Genomic DNA, 16,507 nt, shown 5'->3' on the forward strand with positions numbered 1-16,507 from the left:
CGAGCAGGCTCGCTCCCACAGTGGATTATTTCAGGGCAGCGAGGATTTCTTCCGGATCAAACCCGCGAATCAACGTGCCATTGACGTCGATCAACGGTATCCCACGCCCACCCAATGCCTCATACGCCTTGCGCGCGTCGGCGTCCTTCTCGATGTCGAACTCCTTGAACGGAATGCCCTTGCTGTCGAGAAAGCGCTTGGTCTGTTTGCAGTAGCCGCACCAGTCGGTGGCGTAGAGCACGACATTGGCCTGCGCGCGCGTCTGCTCCGAGACCATTTGCGCGGGATTGAACAGCCGCTCGATCTTGCCCCAGTTCTGGTAGACCACGACCACCAGCAGCACCAGGGCAACTTTTTTCAGCACATTGCCGAGCATCAGTTGCGCCGCTTCAACTGATCGGTCAGCGAAGTCGGCAGGCCTTTGATGATCAAGGTGCCGTTCTCTTCGTCGTACTCGATCTTCGAGCCCAGCAGGTGCGCTTCGAAGCTGATCGACAGGCCTTCGGCGCGGCCGGTGAAGCGGCGGAATTGATTGAGGGTGCGCTTGTCTGCCGGGATCTCTGGCGACAGGCCGTAGTCCTTGTTGCGGATGTGATCGTAGAAGGCTTTCGGACGCTCTTCGTCGATCAGCTCCGACAATTCTTCCAGGCCCATCGGTTCGCCGAGTTTGGCCTGGCTGCTGGCATAGTCGACCAGGGTCTTGGTTTTTTCGCGGGCCGAGTCTTCCGGCAGATCTTCGCTCTCGACAAAGTCGCTGAAGGCCTTGAGCAGGGTGCGCGTCTCGCCGGGGCCGTCGACCCCTTCCTGGCAGCCGATGAAGTCGCGGAAGTATTCCGAGACCTTCTTGCCATTCTTGCCTTTGATGAACGAGATGTATTGCTTGGACTGTTTGTTGTTCTGCCACTCGGAGACATTGATCCGCGCTGCCAGATGCAACTGGCCAAGGTCGAGATGGCGCGAGGGCGTCACATCGAGCTCGTCGGTGACCGCCACGCCTTCGCTGTGGTGCAGCAGGGCAATCGCCAGGTAGTCGGTCATGCCCTGCTGATAGTGGGCAAACAGAACGTGGCCACCCACTGACAGGTTGGATTCTTCCATCAGCTTCTGCAGGTGCTCGACCGCCACTTTGCTGAACGCGGTGAAGTCACGGCCGCCTTCCATGTACTCCTTCAGCCAGCCGCTGAACGGGAATGCGCCGGACTCCGGATGGAACAGGCCCCAGGCTTTGCCCTGTTTGGCGTTGTAGCTTTCATTGAGGTCGGCGAGCATGTTTTCGATGGCTGCGGACTCGGCCAGTTCAGAGTCACGAGCGTGCAGAACTGCAGGCGTGCCGTCGGGTTTTTTGTCGATCAGGTGGACGATGCAATGACGGATCGGCATGGGCTTCTCGGCTGTTGGAAGGGAGGAGGGCAGGCTCCCCCGAAAAAGCGCTCAGTGTACCGCAACCACTGGTTTTGGCGGGGGGCGAAGGGCAAAACCGGGGCAAGAGGCCGGCCTTAAGCGGTTTTTTACCGATTTAGCGCAATAAAGCTGACCAAATGGGTAGCTAGAGGCGGATATTTCCTTGTCGCTGTGCTAGTTTTGCCCGGTCTTACGCGAAGTCACTGCGTTAAGCGTGCACTCAGCATTTGTCAGGTCGAACCAAACCCTGATTTCGGCATCTATAACCCGACTCGTCGTGGTTATCGCCGAGGGTGCCAGATCCAGAAGATCGGGCTCGATGGCTGACACTGCACTCTGCAATCCATATGAATTTGATAGGGAAGGAACACTACATGGCTCTTACTAAAGACCAACTGATCGCCGACATCGCTGAAGCTATCGACGCGCCGAAAACCACCGCGCGTAACGCTCTGGACCAACTGGGCCAAATCGTTGCCGATCAGCTGGAAAACGGCGGCGAAATCACCTTGCCAGGTATCGGCAAGCTGAAAGTGACCGAGCGTCCTGCCCGCACCGGCCGTAACCCATCGACTGGCGCTGCCATCGAAATCCCTGCAAAGAAAGTGATCAAGCTGGTTGTGGCCAAAGGCCTGACCGACGCTGTGAACAAGTAAGACGCAGCGATAAAAAAAACCGTGCTTCGGAGTGATCCGGGGCACGGTTTTTTTGTGTCTGTGATTTGCTGGCTGAATTGCAGGGCCAGTGTGGGAGCGAGCCTGCTCGCGAAAGCGGTGGGTCAGTCGATAATGAATCTGACTGACACGCCGCCTTCGCGAGCAGGCTCGCTCCCACAGGGAATCTACAGCGCCTTAGCGCACCCAGCGCTCACGCCGCCAGATCTGCTGCTCGGACTTGGTCTGGAAGGTCCAGGCGACAAAGCGGCTCTGCTTCTGCCCCTGCGACATCTCCACCACCTGGCTCTCCAGCACACCGGCCTTCTTCAGCGCGGTTTCAATGGCCGGCAGGTTCGAAGCTTTCGACACCAGCGTGCTGAACCACAACACCTTGTGCTGGAAGTTCGCGCTTTCGGCGATCAGCTGCGTCACAAACCGCGCTTCACCGCCTTCACACCACAGCTCGGCCGATTGTCCGCCGAAGTTCAACACCGGCAGCTTGCGTTTCGGATCAGCCTTGCCCAGAGCACGCCACTTGCGCTCGCTGCCCTTGGTCGCCTCTTCCATGGAGGCGTGGAACGGCGGGTTGCACATGGTCAGGTCGAAACGCTCGCCCGGCTCGAGCAAGCCTATGAGGATGTGCTTGCGGTTTTCCTGCTGACGCAGCTGGATGACCTTGCTCAGATCGTTGGACTGCACGATGGCTCGGGCCGCCGCCACGGCTGTCGGATCGATCTCCGAGCCGAGGAAATGCCAGCGGTATTCGCTGTTGCCGATCAGCGGATAAACGCAGTTGGCGCCCATGCCGATGTCCAGCACATTGACGATCGCACCGCGCGGCACCTTGCCATCGTTCATGCTCGCCAGCAGGTCAGCGAGAAAGTGTACGTAATCGGCACGCCCCGGAACCGGAGGGCAGAGGTAGTCCGCCGGAATATCCCAATGCTGGATGCCATAGAACGCCTTGAGCAGCGCCCGGTTGAACACGCGCACCGCATCGGGGCTGGCGAAGTCGATGCTTTCCTTGCCGTACGGGTTGGTGATCACGTATTTGGCCAGTTCCGGCATGGTCTTGATCAGCGCCGGGAAGTCGTAACGACCCTGATGGCGATTGCGCGGATGCAGGCTGGCCTTCTCGCGCGGCTCGACGGCTTTGCTCGGGGATGCGGCGTCAGGCTTCTTGCGCGCAGGTTTGGGTGTGCGGGGGGCAGTCATGGGCGTGGTCGATTCGGGTATGGCTGAAAGTGGCGGGTATTGTCCCACATTGTTCAGCGATAGCGTTTGCTTATGCGTAAACGGTCTAAAATACTGTCATATTTGACAGTGTGTATTGTCGTTCTATTCAAGTTCACTGTCAGGGCAATCCTAAACAACGCAGCCGTCCAAAACTAATCAATTTAAAGTTAAGGAAAACACTCATGACACAATCAATTACGTTTCCCGGTGCAGATTCCGGGATGATCAATTGCGATTCGAAGCCGCAACAGGGAATCGAGGTCAAAGTCGCCTTGCCAGGAGCTCAGGTCGGCTCGCCGTGGGAGCTTGTATGGGAGGGATTTAGAGATGCAGAACTTACGCAGCCGGTAGAGGGAACGCAGACACCACCGCTCAAAGGCTTTGTCACGGCAACAGACACGACCGAAGGCTTAGAAAGAACGATTGGAGATTATTTTCTTCACATCAGACCCATTCGAACAGGATGGGGAAAAGTGTCTTTCACGCTCAATCGCGGCAATCCACAGCACGAGAGCATTCACGTGGACTTAATCAATGCTGCGGGGGAATATTGCGAAGAAGCCCTAGGGAAGTGAAGGGTTGAAAGCAGGATGAAACAAAGGGAGGCCATTGCGGCCTCCCTCTTTCAATGCGATCTGCCGTTAAAGGCTGGCAATCCTCGCATGCTGCTCGGCCAGCTTGCCCAGGGCCTGTTCGGCCTCGGCCAGTTTGGCGCGTTCCTTGTCGATGACTTCGGCCGGGGCCTTGTCGACGAACCCGGCGTTGGCCAGCTTGCCGCCAACCCGCTGGACTTCGCCCTGCAGACGCAGGATTTCCTTGTCCAGACGTGCCAGTTCGGCGCCTTTGTCGATCAGACCGGCCATCGGCACCAGCACTTCCATCTCGCCAACCAGTGCGGTGGCGGACAGCGGTGCTTCTTCGCCGGGGCCGAGTACGGTGATCGATTCCAGACGCGCCAGCTTCTTCAGCAGCGCTTCGTTCTCGGTCAGCCGGCGCTGGTCGTCAGCGCTGACGTTCTTCAGGAAGATCGGCAGTGGCTTGCCCGGGCCGATGTTCATCTCGCCACGAATGTTGCGCGTGCCGAGCATCAGTTCCTTGAGCCATTCGATGTCGTTTTCCGCCGCCGGATCGATGCGCTCTTCATTGGCCACCGGCCAAGGCTGCAGCATGATCGTCTTGCCCTGAATGCCGGCCAGCGGCGCAATGCGCTGCCAGATTTCTTCAGTGATGAACGGCATGAACGGATGCGCCAGTCGCAGCGCCACTTCCAGTACGCGCACCAGTGTACGGCGAGTGCCACGCTGACGTTCTACGGGCGCGTTCTCGTCCCACAGCACTGGCTTGGACAATTCCAGATACCAGTCGCAGTACTGGTTCCAGATGAACTCGTACAACGCTTGCGCGGCGAGGTCGAAACGGAATTGATCCAGTTGACGGGTCACTTCGGCTTCGGTGCGTTGCAGCTGCGAGATGATCCAGCGATCGGCCAGCGACAGCTCGTAAGCTTCGCCGTTCTGGCCGCAATCTTCGCCCTTGTCCAGAACGTAACGCGCGGCGTTCCAGATCTTGTTGCAGAAGTTGCGATAGCCTTCGACGCGACCCATGTCGAACTTGATGTCGCGACCGGTCGAGGCCAGCGAGCAGAAGGTAAAGCGCAGGGCGTCGGTGCCGTAGCTTTCGATGCCATTGGCGAATTCTTCGCGGGTGGCTTTCTCGATCTTCTTCGCCAGTTTCGGTTGCATCAGGCCCGAGGTGCGCTTCTGCACCAGGGTTTCCAGGTCGATGCCGTCGATGATGTCCAGCGGGTCAAGGACGTTGCCCTTGGACTTGGACATCTTCTGGCCCTGGCCGTCGCGTACCAGACCGTGTACGTACACAGTCTTGAACGGAACCTGCGGCGTGCCGTCTTCGTTCTTCATCAGGTGCATGGTCATCATGATCATCCGGGCAACCCAGAAGAAAATGATGTCGAAACCGGTGACCAGCACGTCGGTGGAGTGGAATTTCTTCAGGAACTCGGTCTGCTCAGGCCAGCCCAGCGTGGAGAATGTCCACAGGCCGGAACTGAACCAGGTGTCGAGTACGTCGTTGTCCTGTTGCAGTGCAACGTCCGCGCCGAGGTTGTGCTTGGCCCGCACTTCGGCTTCGTCGCGACCGACGTAGACCTTGCCCGACTCGTCGTACCAGGCCGGAATGCGGTGGCCCCACCACAGCTGACGGCTGATGCACCAGTCCTGGATGTCGCGCATCCACGAGAAGTACATGTTTTCGTACTGCTTGGGCACGAACTGAATGCGACCGTCTTCGACGGCAGCAATCGCCGGCTCAGCCAGAGGCTTGGTCGACACATACCACTGGTCGGTCAGCCATGGCTCGATGACCGTGCCGGAGCGGTCGCCTTTCGGCGTTTTCTGGTTGTGATCGTTGACGCTCACCAGCAGCCCGGCGGCGTCGAACGCGGCGACGATCTGCTTGCGCGCTTCGAAACGCTCCAGGCCAGCGAACTCGGCAGGGATCTTGCCGTCGATACTCTCGTTCAGCGTGCCGTCGAGGTTGAACGCCTGGGCGGCCGGCAGCACGTAGGCGTTCTTGTCGAAGATATTCAGCAGCGGCAGGTTGTGGCGCTTGCCGACTTCGTAGTCGTTGAAATCGTGAGCCGGGGTGATTTTCACGCAGCCGGTGCCGAATTCAGGGTCGCAGTAATCGTCGCCGATGATCGGGATACGGCGGCCAACCAGTGGCAGCTCGACAAATTTGCCGATCAGCGCTTTGTAACGCTCGTCATTCGGGTTAACCGCGACGGCGGAGTCGCCGAGCATGGTTTCCGGACGGGTGGTGGCGACGACGAGGAAGTCATTGCCTTCGGCAGTTTTCGCGCCGTCGGCCAGCGGGTACTTCAGATTCCACAGGAAGCCCTTTTCGTCGTGGTTTTCCACTTCGAGGTCGGAAATCGCCGTGTGCAGTTTGGTGTCCCAGTTGACCAGACGCTTGCCGCGATAGATCAGGCCGTCTTCATGCAGACGCACGAAGGCTTCCTTGACCGCTTCCGAGAGACCGTCGTCCATGGTGAAGCGCTCGCGGCTCCAGTCGACGGACGAGCCGAGGCGGCGGATCTGCCGGCTGATGTTGCCACCGGACTGATCTTTCCATTCCCAGACTTTCTCAAGGAATTTTTCCCGGCCCAGATCGTGACGATTCTGGCCCTGGGCTTCGAGTTGGCGCTCCACCAGCATCTGCGTGGCGATACCGGCGTGGTCGGTGCCCGGCTGCCACAGGGTGTCGCGACCCTGCATGCGGCGGAAACGGATCAGTGCGTCCATGATTGCGTTGTTGAAGCCGTGACCCATGTGCAGGCTGCCGGTGACGTTCGGCGGCGGGATCATGATGGTGTAGGACTCGCCCGCGCCTTGCGGGGCGAAGTAGTTCTCGGACTCCCAGGTCTTGTACCAGGAAGTTTCAATGGCGTGCGGCTGGTAGGTCTTATCCATGCGCGGCGGGACCCTATTGGCATTTATTCAGGAAAAGCCGGGAAGTATAGCCGTGGGGACAGCCACAAGCCACAAGCTGCAAGCTTCAAGAGGAGCGCGGCGGATTTGCTTTGGCTTTGGCTTGCAGCTTAAAGCTTGCCGCTTGCAGCTGCGGCGAGCAGCCGCTCCATCCGCGCATCGAGGCGGCGTTTGATTTCGGTTTCGATGTGCGGGGCGAAGTCGTCGATCACGTCTTGCATGATCAGTTGCGCAGCGGCGCGCAGTTCGCGGTCCAGGTGGAGGAGGGCGTCCGGGCCTTTATCGACCGGGGCGGCAACCTGGGCAGCCGGGGCCGGCGTTGGTTCTTGTTCGACCGCCGCCGGCTCATTGCTGACGGAATCGAACAGCATCGGAATCTGTTCCTGTTCGCTGTCATCGACCGTATCGGTCAACAGCGGTGGTTGCAGGTTGTCATCGCCGAGCAACTGACGGATCGATTCGAGATCGTCTAGCAGGTGAGCGGACTTCTGTTGCGGTTTCGGAGTGTCCATTGGAATGCTCAGAGTCGCTGTAAACGGTGGTCTTGCAGAGAATAGCCCTGTTCGCGGTAGAAACGGAAACTCTCCCGCGCCGCCGCGCGGATGGTCGGATCTTCCACCACCACTTCCGCCACGCGGGCGAATTTGCTGGCGAAGGCCGGGACTTTCAGGTCGAGATTGACCAGCAGGTCCTGATGTTCACCGCAGTCTTCGCCCAGCCCCAGCACGATCAAACCGTCCGGTTCGCTGTCGGCCGGGCCGTGGGGCACGAAGCTTTCACCCTTGAATGCCCACAGACGCGCATCGAGATCGTCGCGCTGGGCCGCATCGCTGCAATGCAGGTAGATGCGGTGGCCCATGCGCCAGGCTTTCTCGGTGAGTTTGCAAGCAAAATCCAGACGCGCTGAAGGATCGGCGCTGGGCAGGATATAGAAGTCGACTTTGGTCATTGCGGTTCCAGAGCGGCAAGTGGCGTCACCCGAGAGTGACGCCACCTTTCAGCGGTTTCAGGCCTTGGCGCGATCCAGCAGGTACTGGGTCAGCAGTGGAACCGGACGGCCAGTGGCGCCTTTGTCCTTGCCGCCGCTGGTCCATGCCGTGCCGGCGATGTCCAGGTGCGCCCAGTTGAGGTTCTTGGTGAAGCGCGACAGGAAGCAGGCGGCAGTGATGGTGCCGGCCTTCGGCCCGCCAATGTTGGCGATGTCGGCGAACGGGCTGTCCAGCTGCTCTTGATACTCATCGAACAGCGGCAGTTGCCAGGCGCGGTCGTCGGCAGCCTTGCCGGCGCTGAGCAACTGGTCGATCAGTTCGTCGTTGTTGCCCAGCAGGCCGGACGTGTGTGCGCCCAGGGCCACTACGCAAGCGCCGGTCAGGGTGGCGATGTCGATCACCGCTTGTGGCTTGAAGCGCTCGGCGTAGGTCAGTGCATCGCACAGCACCAGACGGCCTTCGGCGTCGGTGTTGAGGATTTCCACGGTCTGGCCGCTCATGGTGGTGACGATGTCGCCGGGACGCGAAGCGTTGCCGCTCGGCATGTTCTCGGCGCAGGCGAGGATGCACACCAGATTGATCGGCAGTTTCAGCTCGAGCACGGCGCGCAAGGTTCCGAATACGGAGGCAGCGCCGCCCATGTCGTACTTCATTTCGTCCATGCCGGCCCCCGGCTTCAGGCTGATGCCGCCGGTGTCGAAAGTAATGCCCTTGCCGACCAGCGCGTATGGCTTCTCGGATTTCTTGCCGCCGTTGTATTGCATGACGATCAGGCGCGGTGGCTGGGCGCTGCCCTGGCCCACGGCGTAGAACGAGCCCATGCCGAGGGATTTGATCTTCTTCTCGTCGAGTACTTCGACTTTCAGATCCTTGAACTCTTTGCCCAGGTTCTTCGCCTGTTCGCCCATGAAGGTCGGGTGGCAGATGTTCGGCGGCAGGTTGCCCAGATCGCGGGTGAAGGCCATGCCGTTAGCGATAGCAGTGGCGTGATTCACGGCACGCTGAACTTCGGCTTGCGCAGCCTTGATGGTCAGCAGGGTGATTTTCTTCAGAGCGCGCGGTTCGGCTTTCTGGCTCTTGAACTGGTCAAAGGTGTAGCCGCCGTCGACCAGGGTTTCTGCCAGCAGGCGAGTCTTGCCGTAGCTGTCGCGACCTTTGACGATGACTTCGTCCAGCGCCAGCACGGCATCACCGCCGCCCAGACCTTTGAGGGTGTTGAGGATGCCGGCAACGATTTTGCGGAACGGACGGTCGCCCAGTTCCTCGTCCTTGCCCACGCCGACCAGCAAAACGCGCTCGGCTTTCAGGTTCGGCAGGCTGTGCAGCAGCAGGCTTTGACCGACCTTGCCGGCCAGGTCGCCACGCTTGAGCACGGCGCTGATCGCGCCGCCGCTCGACTCGTCGACCAGTCTGGCGGCGACACCGAGTTTGCGGCCTTCGCCGACGGCAACCACCAGGGTGGCGGTTTTCAACGTTTCTGGGCTAACGCTTTTTACAACCAGTTCCATGTCCGGATCCCTGAATGAATGGTCAACACGCAGGCGTTCGACGTTGTCCGCAATCGCCTGCTTATAAAGAGAAGAGGCGCAGGCCGAAGCCTGCGACAAGGGCCGCAGTTTGAACCTCGCTCCCCGCGCCTGACAACCCTCGAGCAAAGGATTACAGAGATGGATGAGTGTGCGCAGTGACAGGCGCCCCCAATCACAGGATAATGCCGCATCTTTTTTCGACCGCTCTGCATGGCGGGCCGGTCGATGTGTTTGCTTGTTTGGCCGCCTTAGCCTGACAACCCTGGAGTGTCTGGTTTGATCGTCTTCCGTTATCTGTCCCGCGAAGTCCTGTTGACCCTCAGCGCCGTAAGTGCCGTGCTGCTGGTCATCATCATGAGCGGTCGCTTCATCAAATACCTGGCGCAGGCTGCGGCCGGTCAGCTCGATCCGGGCTCGCTGTTCCTGATCATGGGCTTTCGTCTGCCGGGTTTCCTGCAACTGATTCTGCCGCTGGGTCTGTTCCTCGGGATCCTGCTGGCCTACGGTCGCCTGTACCTAGAAAGCGAAATGACCGTGCTTTCGGCCACCGGCATGAGCCAGCAGAAGCTGTTTCGCATGACCCTGTTTCCGGCGACGCTGGTGGCACTGGTGGTGGCGTGGCTGAGCCTTGGCCTGGCTCCGCAGGGCGCCAACCAGTTTCAGTTGCTGTTGAACAAGCAGGACGCGCTGACCGAGTTCGATACCCTCGAACCGGGCCGCTTCCAGGCATTGCGTGACGGTACTCGGGTGACCTACACCGAAACCCTGAGCGACGACCGCGTCAATCTCGGCAGCGTGTTCATCTCGCAGAAGAACCTTGGTGCCGATAAGAAGGACCGCGGGATTTCCGTGCTGGTGGCCGAGTCGGGTCGTCAGGAAATCCGCCCCGATGGCAATCGCTACCTGATCCTCGACAACGGCTATCGCTATGACGGCAGCCCGGGGCAGGCCGACTACCGTGCCATCCATTACGAAACATATGGCGTGCTGTTGCCCAAGCCGGACGTCAGCGAAGAAGTCACCGATCGTGACGCGATGCCGACCTCGTCCCTGTGGGGCAGTGATGACATCCGTTCGAAAACCGAGCTGCAATGGCGTATGTCCCTGCCATTGCTGGTGTTCATCGTGACCCTGATGGCGGTGCCGCTGTCGCGGGTGAATCCGCGTCAGGGGCGTTTCCTCAAGCTGCTGCCGGCGATTCTTCTTTATATGGCTTACCTGACCATCCTGATTGCCGCTCGCGGCGCCCTCGAAAAAGGCAAGATCCCGCCAGCCCTCGGCCTGTGGTGGGTGCACGCGATCTTCCTGGTCATCGGCCTCGGCCTGCTGTATTGGGAGCCGATGCGCTTGAAACTGGCCAGCCGTCGCAGCGCCGCGCTGGAGGTGGCTCGTGGTTAAACTCGACCGCTACATCGGCAGCAGCGTATTCATGGCAATCATCGCCGTGCTGGCGATCATCCTCGGCCTGGCAACGCTTTTCGCCTTCATCGATGAAATGGGCGACGTCAGCGACACCTACACCCTGGTCGATGTCCTCGGTTTCGTACTGCTGACCGCACCGCGCCGTCTGTATGAAATGCTGCCGATGGCGGCATTGATCGGCTGCCTGATCGGTCTCGGCAGTCTGGCCAGCAGCAGTGAGCTGACAGTCATGCGTGCTGCTGGCGTGTCGATCGGCCGTATCGTCTGGGCTGTAATGAAGCCAATGCTGGTGCTGATGCTCGCTGGCGTGCTTATCGGCGAATACGTTGCCCCGGCCACTGAAAGCATGGCCCAGGCCAATCGCTCGCTGGCCCAAGGCAGTGGCGACGCACAAAGCGCCAAGCACGGTATGTGGCACCGTCAGGGTGAAGAATTCATCCACATCAACGCGGTTCAACCGAACGGTCTGTTGTACGGCGTGACGCGTTATCACTTCGACAAGGAGCGCCATCTGCTCAGCTCCAGCTTCGCCAAAAAGGCTGAGTTTGACGGCACCAAGTGGCAGCTTACCGACGTTGCCACCACGCTGTTCAAGGAGCGCAGTACTGAAGTCCTCAATACCCCGAGCGAGGAGTGGGATGTGGCGTTGAGCCCGCAACTGCTCAGCACCGTAGTCATGGCGCCGGAATCGCTGTCGATTAGCGGCCTGTGGGGCTACATCCACTATCTGGCCGAGCAGGGCCTGAGCAACGGCCGTTACTGGCTGGCATTTTGGGTCAAGGTGTTGCAGCCGCTGGTGACTGCCGCGCTGGTGCTGATGGCGATCTCGTTCATCTTCGGTCCACTGCGTTCGGTGACCCTCGGTCAGCGTGTTTTCACCGGCGTGCTGGTGGGCTTCACCTTCCGCATCGTCCAGGATCTGCTGGGGCCATCGAGTCTGGTGTTCGGTTTCTCGCCGCTGTTTGCGGTGCTGGTGCCGGCCGGCGTGTGCGCGCTGGCGGGTGTCTGGCTGCTCAGGCGAGCGGGCTGATGAACAAGCTTTCATTCAGCGCTTGAACCCTGAAAACGCCTCGGTCGCCAGACCGGGGCGTTTTTGCATGCGATCCGGGTGACAGGCGAACGTGACGCTTGCGCCGTGTATCAGGTACAATTCCCGGCTATTTTTCGGCGGGCCAAGCCTGCAGCCTTTTTGAGTGTTGATCCGTGAGTGATTTGAGTCATATCCGCAATTTCTCCATCATCGCCCACATTGACCATGGCAAGTCGACGCTGGCTGACCGTTTCATCCAGATGTGCGGCGGCCTGGCCGAGCGTGAAATGGAAGCCCAGGTACTGGATTCCATGGATCTTGAGCGTGAACGCGGGATCACCATCAAGGCCCATAGCGTTACCCTCTATTACAAAGCCAAAGATGGCATCACCTACCAGCTGAACTTCATTGACACCCCGGGCCACGTTGACTTCACCTACGAAGTCAGCCGTTCCCTGGCCGCGTGCGAAGGTGCGTTGCTGGTGGTCGATGCGGGGCAGGGCGTAGAAGCCCAGTCCGTGGCCAACTGCTACACCGCCATCGAGCAGGGCCTGGAGGTCATGCCGGTGCTGAACAAGATCGACCTGCCTCAGGCCGAGCCGGATCGCGTCAAGGACGAGATCGAGAAGATCATCGGCATCGACGCTACCGACGCCGTCACCTGCAGCGCCAAGACCGGCCTGGGTGTCGACGAAGTGCTCGAGCGTCTGGTACACACCATCCCTGCGCCGACCGGCAACATCGAAGATCCGCTGCAAGCGTTGATCATCGACTCCTGGTTCGACAACTACCTGGGCGTTGTTTCCCTGGTACGCGTGCGCCACGGCCGTGTGAAGAAGGGCGACAAGATTCTGGTCAAGTCCACCGGCAAGGTGCACCTGGTCGACAGCGTCGGCGTGTTCAACCCGAAACACACCGCCACTGTTGATCTGAAGGCCGGCGAAGTGGGCTTCATCATCGCCAGCATCAAGGACATTCACGGCGCACCGGTCGGTGACACCCTGACCCTGAGCTCCACGCCAGACGTTCCGGTGCTGCCGGGCTTCAAACGCATTCAGCCACAGGTTTACGCCGGTCTGTTCCCGGTCAGCTCCGACGACTTCGAGGATTTCCGCGAAGCGCTGCAGAAGCTGACCCTGAACGACTCGTCGCTGCAGTACACCCCGGAAAGCTCGGACGCCCTGGGCTTCGGCTTCCGTTGCGGCTTCCTCGGCATGCTGCACATGGAAATCATCCAGGAGCGCCTCGAGCGCGAGTACGACCTGGACCTGATCACCACCGCGCCGACGGTAATTTTCGAGCTGGTGCTGAAAACCGGTGAAACGATTTATGTCGACAACCCGTCGAAGCTTCCGGACGTGTCGGCGATCGAGGACATGCGCGAGCCAATCGTGCGCGCCAATATCCTCGTACCGCAGGAACACCTGGGCAACGTCATCACCCTGTGCATCGAGAAGCGCGGCGTACAGGTCGACATGCTGTTCCTCGGCAATCAGGTGCAAGTCACCTACGACCTGCCGATGAACGAAGTGGTCCTGGACTTCTTCGACCGTCTCAAATCCACCAGCCGCGGCTATGCTTCGCTGGACTACCATTTCGATCGTTACCAATCGGCTAATCTGGTGAAACTGGACGTGCTGATCAACGGCGACAAGGTCGATGCCCTGGCATTGATCGTGCACCGTGACAATTCGCACTTCAAAGGTCGTCAGTTGACCGAGAAGATGAAAGAACTGATTCCTCGTCAGATGTTCGACGTGGCGATTCAGGCCGCCATTGGTGGTCAGATCGTGGCCCGGACAACCGTCAAGGCGCTCAGAAAGAACGTATTGGCCAAATGCTACGGCGGTGACGTCAGTCGTAAGAAGAAACTGCTCGAGAAGCAGAAGGCCGGTAAGAAACGCATGAAACAGGTCGGCAACGTGGAAATTCCACAGGAAGCCTTCCTCGCCGTGCTCAGGTTGGAATAATCAGGTCCTATGTCGCTAAATTTCCCGCTGTTGCTGGTCATCGCCGTGTTCGTCTGCGGCCTGTTGGCGTTGCTCGATCTGCTGTTCCTGGCGCCGCGTCGGCGGGCTGCCATTGCCTCTTACCAAGGCAGTGTCAGCCAGCCCGAGCCTGTGGTGGTCGAGAAACTGAACAAAGAGCCGCTGCTGGTCGAATACGGCAAGTCGTTCTTTCCGGTGCTGTTCATCGTGCTGGTGCTGCGTTCGTTCCTGGTGGAGCCGTTCCAGATTCCGTCCGGCTCGATGAAACCGACCCTGGACGTCGGCGACTTCATTCTGGTGAACAAGTTTTCCTACGGCATCCGTCTGCCGGTGATCGACAAGAAGATCATCGAAGTCGGTGACCCGCAGCGCGGCGATGTCATGGTGTTCCGCTACCCGAGCGACCCGAACGTCAACTACATCAAGCGTGTGGTCGGCCTGCCGGGTGACACGGTGCGTTACACCGCCGACAAGCGTCTGTTCGTCAACGGCGAATCGATTGCCGAGAAGATGGTCGGTGCCGAAGCGGGTTCGCTGGGCAGCGCGGAGCTCTATCAGGAAAAACTCGGCGCAGCCGAGCACCTGATCCGCAAGGAAATGAGCCGCTACCGCGCGACCCCGGATCGTTCGTGGACAGTGCCTGCCGGGCACTACTTCATGATGGGCGACAACCGCGACAACTCGAACGACAGCCGCTACTGGGATGATCCGAACATTCCCAAGGACCTGCTGGGCATGGTTCCCGACAAGAATATTGTCGGCAAGGCCTTCGCGGTCTGGATGAGCTGGCCGGAGCCGAAACTCAGCCACCTGCCGAATTTCTCGCGGGTCGGCCTGATCAAGTAATCAAACACGGCGCTGTTGACCACAGCGCCGAATGCATTTCTGGAGCCGGCACAATCGGCTTCGCAATCGCCAGGATTTATTTTTTGAACACAGCGTTAATTGTCCCAGGCCTGCGCCGTACCCCGGCGATGGCAGTGGAAACCAGCCACGAACTCAGCGTGGGTAAACCGTGAGCGTTTCTCTAAGCCGTCTCGAGCGCCAGCTCGGTTACACCTTCAAGGACCAGGAGCTGATGCTGCTGGCCCTCACGCACCGCAGTTTTGCCGGGCGCAACAACGAGCGTCTGGAATTCCTCGGTGATGCCATCCTCAACTTCGTTGCTGGCGAGGCGCTGTTCGATCGCTTCCCGTTGGCCCGCGAAGGCCAGTTGTCGCGTTTGCGCGCACGCCTGGTAAAAGGTGAGACGCTGGCCGTACTGGCTCGCGGTTTCGACCTCGGTGATTATCTGCGTCTGGGTTCGGGTGAACTGAAGAGCGGTGGTTTCCGCCGTGAATCGATTCTCGCCGATGCCCTCGAAGCCCTGATCGGTGCGATCTACCTCGATGCCGGCATGGACGTCGCCCGCGAGCGCGTGCTGGCGTGGCTGGCCGGCGAATTCGAAGGCCTGACCCTGGTCGACACCAACAAGGATCCGAAAACCCGCTTGCAGGAACACCTGCAATCGCGCGGTTGCGAACTGCCACGCTACGAAGTGGTGGATATCCAGGGCGAACCGCACTGCCGTACCTTCTTCGTCGAATGCGAAGTGGTCTTACTGAATGAAAAAGCCGAGGTCAGGGTGTGAGCCGTCGTATTGCCGAACAGGTAGCGGCCGCCGCAGCACTGATTGCCCTGGGCGTGGAGAATGGCAATGACTGATACAAACGCAACTCGCTGTGGCTACGTTGCCATCGTCGGCCGTCCCAACGTCGGCAAGTCGACGCTGCTCAACCACATCCTCGGCCAGAAGCTCGCGATCACCTCGCGCAAGCCGCAGACCACCCGCCACAACATGCTCGGCATCAAGACCGAGGGCGACGTGCAGGCGATCTACGTCGACACCCCGGGCATGCACAAGGGTGGCGAAAAGGCCCTGAACCGCTACATGAACAAGACCGCTTCGGCGGCGTTGAAAGACGTCGACGTGGTGATCTTCGTCGTCGACCGTACCAAGTGGACCGACGAAGACCAGATGGTGCTCGAACGTGTGCAATACGTGACCGGTCCGCTGATCGTCGCGCTGAACAAGACCGATCGCATCGAAGACAAAGCCGAGTTGATGCCGCACCTGAGCTGGTTGCAGGAACAGCTGCCGAACGCGCAGATCATCCCCATTTCCGCGCAGCACGGGCATAACCTCGAAGCGCTGGAAAAAGTTATCGCCGATCACTTGCCGGAGAATGATCACTTCTTCCCGGAAGACCAGATCACCGACCGCAGCAGCCGTTTCCTTGCCGCCGAACTGGTGCGCGAGAAAATCATGCGCCAGATGGGTGCCGAGCTGCCGTACCAGATCACCGTCGAGATCGAAGAATTCAAGCAGCAGGGCAAGACCTTGCACATCCACGCGCTGATCCTCGTCGAGCGTGACGGCCAGAAGAAAATCATCATTGGCGACAAGGGCGAGCGCATCAAGCGCATCGGCACCGAAGCGCGCAAGGACATGGAGCTGCTGTTCGACTCCAAGATCATGCTCAACCTGTGGGTCAAGGTGAAGGGCGGCTGGTCCGATGACGAGCGCGCGCTGCGTTCGCTGGGTTACGGCGACCTGTAAAAACGCGGTTGGCGCAACACCGAAGAAACCTGTGGGAGCGAGCTTGCTCGCGAAGGCGTAGTGCCAGCCGACATATTTGTTGACTGTCACCCAGCATTCGCGAGCAAGCTCGCTCCCACATTGGTTTTGGGGTGAATATAGAACCGCGTTT

Annotated in this window: 14 protein-coding genes and 1 pseudogene; 8 read left to right on the forward strand and 7 right to left on the reverse strand. The window is 59.7% G+C overall.

Features of this window, described 5'->3' with window-relative positions:
- Positions 1–25 precede the first annotated feature (25 nt).
- A complete protein-coding gene (locus ACZZZ4_RS13760) occupies positions 26–376 on the reverse strand; it encodes a glutaredoxin family protein (protein WP_463548033.1) in 351 nt (116 codons plus the stop codon).
- Positions 376–1,380, reverse strand: a complete 1,005-nt coding sequence (gene yejK, locus ACZZZ4_RS13765) for a nucleoid-associated protein YejK (RefSeq protein ID WP_039759184.1) — start codon at positions 1,378–1,380, stop codon at positions 376–378. The genes ACZZZ4_RS13760 and yejK overlap by 1 nt, the downstream gene beginning before the upstream one ends.
- A gap of 395 nt (positions 1,381–1,775) precedes the next feature.
- Between yejK and ACZZZ4_RS13770 the strand changes: the two genes are divergently transcribed.
- A complete protein-coding gene (locus ACZZZ4_RS13770) occupies positions 1,776–2,057 on the forward strand; it encodes an HU family DNA-binding protein (RefSeq protein ID WP_003221909.1) in 282 nt (93 codons plus the stop codon).
- Positions 2,058–2,252: 195 nt separating this feature from the next.
- Here ACZZZ4_RS13770 and rlmF read toward each other — a convergent pair whose 3' ends face one another.
- Entirely contained in the window at positions 2,253–3,272 is a 1,020-nt protein-coding gene (gene rlmF, locus ACZZZ4_RS13775) for a 23S rRNA (adenine(1618)-N(6))-methyltransferase RlmF (RefSeq protein WP_415763576.1), read from the reverse strand.
- 203 nt (positions 3,273–3,475) lie between these two features.
- On the opposite strand from rlmF, the gene ACZZZ4_RS13780 reads away from it, so the two are divergent.
- The gene (locus tag ACZZZ4_RS13780; RefSeq protein WP_463548034.1) at positions 3,476–3,868 is read left to right on the forward strand and encodes a hypothetical protein; all 393 of its coding nucleotides are present in this window, start codon (positions 3,476–3,478) and stop codon (positions 3,866–3,868) included.
- A 66-nt stretch (positions 3,869–3,934) separates the two neighbouring features.
- On the opposite strand, the gene ACZZZ4_RS13785 is transcribed toward ACZZZ4_RS13780, so the two are convergent.
- The 4 genes from ACZZZ4_RS13785 to ACZZZ4_RS13800 form a co-directional block, all read right to left on the reverse strand.
- Positions 3,935–6,781, reverse strand: a complete 2,847-nt coding sequence (locus tag ACZZZ4_RS13785; RefSeq protein ID WP_463548035.1) for a valine--tRNA ligase — start codon at positions 6,779–6,781, stop codon at positions 3,935–3,937.
- A gap of 128 nt (positions 6,782–6,909) precedes the next feature.
- The gene (locus tag ACZZZ4_RS13790; protein WP_463548036.1) at positions 6,910–7,311 is read right to left on the reverse strand and encodes a DNA polymerase III subunit chi; all 402 of its coding nucleotides are present in this window, start codon (positions 7,309–7,311) and stop codon (positions 6,910–6,912) included.
- 8 nt (positions 7,312–7,319) lie between these two features.
- Positions 7,320–7,748 (reverse strand): DNA polymerase III subunit chi, encoded by a 429-nt coding sequence (locus tag ACZZZ4_RS13795; RefSeq protein WP_125918303.1) that lies wholly within the window; start codon positions 7,746–7,748, stop codon positions 7,320–7,322.
- 57 nt (positions 7,749–7,805) lie between these two features.
- Positions 7,806–9,296, reverse strand: a complete 1,491-nt coding sequence (locus ACZZZ4_RS13800; RefSeq protein ID WP_039759172.1) for a leucyl aminopeptidase — start codon at positions 9,294–9,296, stop codon at positions 7,806–7,808.
- Positions 9,297–9,593: 297 nt separating this feature from the next.
- Here ACZZZ4_RS13800 and lptF point away from each other — a divergent pair, with 297 nt between their 5' ends.
- The 6 genes and pseudogenes from lptF (at position 9,594) to era (ending at position 16,356) form a co-directional block, all read left to right on the forward strand.
- Positions 9,594–10,715 carry an LPS export ABC transporter permease LptF gene (gene lptF / locus ACZZZ4_RS13805; protein WP_101159337.1) on the forward strand — a complete coding sequence of 374 codons (1,122 nt, stop codon included), beginning with the start codon at positions 9,594–9,596 and terminating at the stop codon, positions 10,713–10,715.
- Positions 10,708–11,769, forward strand: a complete 1,062-nt coding sequence (gene lptG, locus ACZZZ4_RS13810) for an LPS export ABC transporter permease LptG (protein WP_415763571.1) — start codon at positions 10,708–10,710, stop codon at positions 11,767–11,769. Before lptF ends, lptG begins: the two co-directional genes overlap by 8 nt.
- Positions 11,770–11,942: 173 nt before the next feature.
- Positions 11,943–13,739, forward strand: a complete 1,797-nt coding sequence (gene lepA / locus ACZZZ4_RS13815) for a translation elongation factor 4 (protein WP_016771564.1) — start codon at positions 11,943–11,945, stop codon at positions 13,737–13,739.
- A 9-nt stretch (positions 13,740–13,748) separates the two neighbouring features.
- Positions 13,749–14,603, forward strand: a complete 855-nt coding sequence (gene lepB / locus ACZZZ4_RS13820) for a signal peptidase I (protein WP_016771563.1) — start codon at positions 13,749–13,751, stop codon at positions 14,601–14,603.
- 169 nt (positions 14,604–14,772) lie between these two features.
- A pseudogene (gene rnc / locus ACZZZ4_RS13825) lies at positions 14,773–15,461 on the forward strand (ribonuclease III).
- Positions 15,454–16,356 carry a GTPase Era gene (gene era, locus ACZZZ4_RS13830; protein ID WP_016771562.1) on the forward strand — a complete coding sequence of 301 codons (903 nt, stop codon included), beginning with the start codon at positions 15,454–15,456 and terminating at the stop codon, positions 16,354–16,356. The pseudogene rnc and the gene era overlap by 8 nt, the downstream one beginning before the upstream one ends.
- The last annotated feature ends 151 nt before the right edge of the window (positions 16,357–16,507 follow it).

The organism is Pseudomonas sp. AC252 (assembly GCF_979258105.1).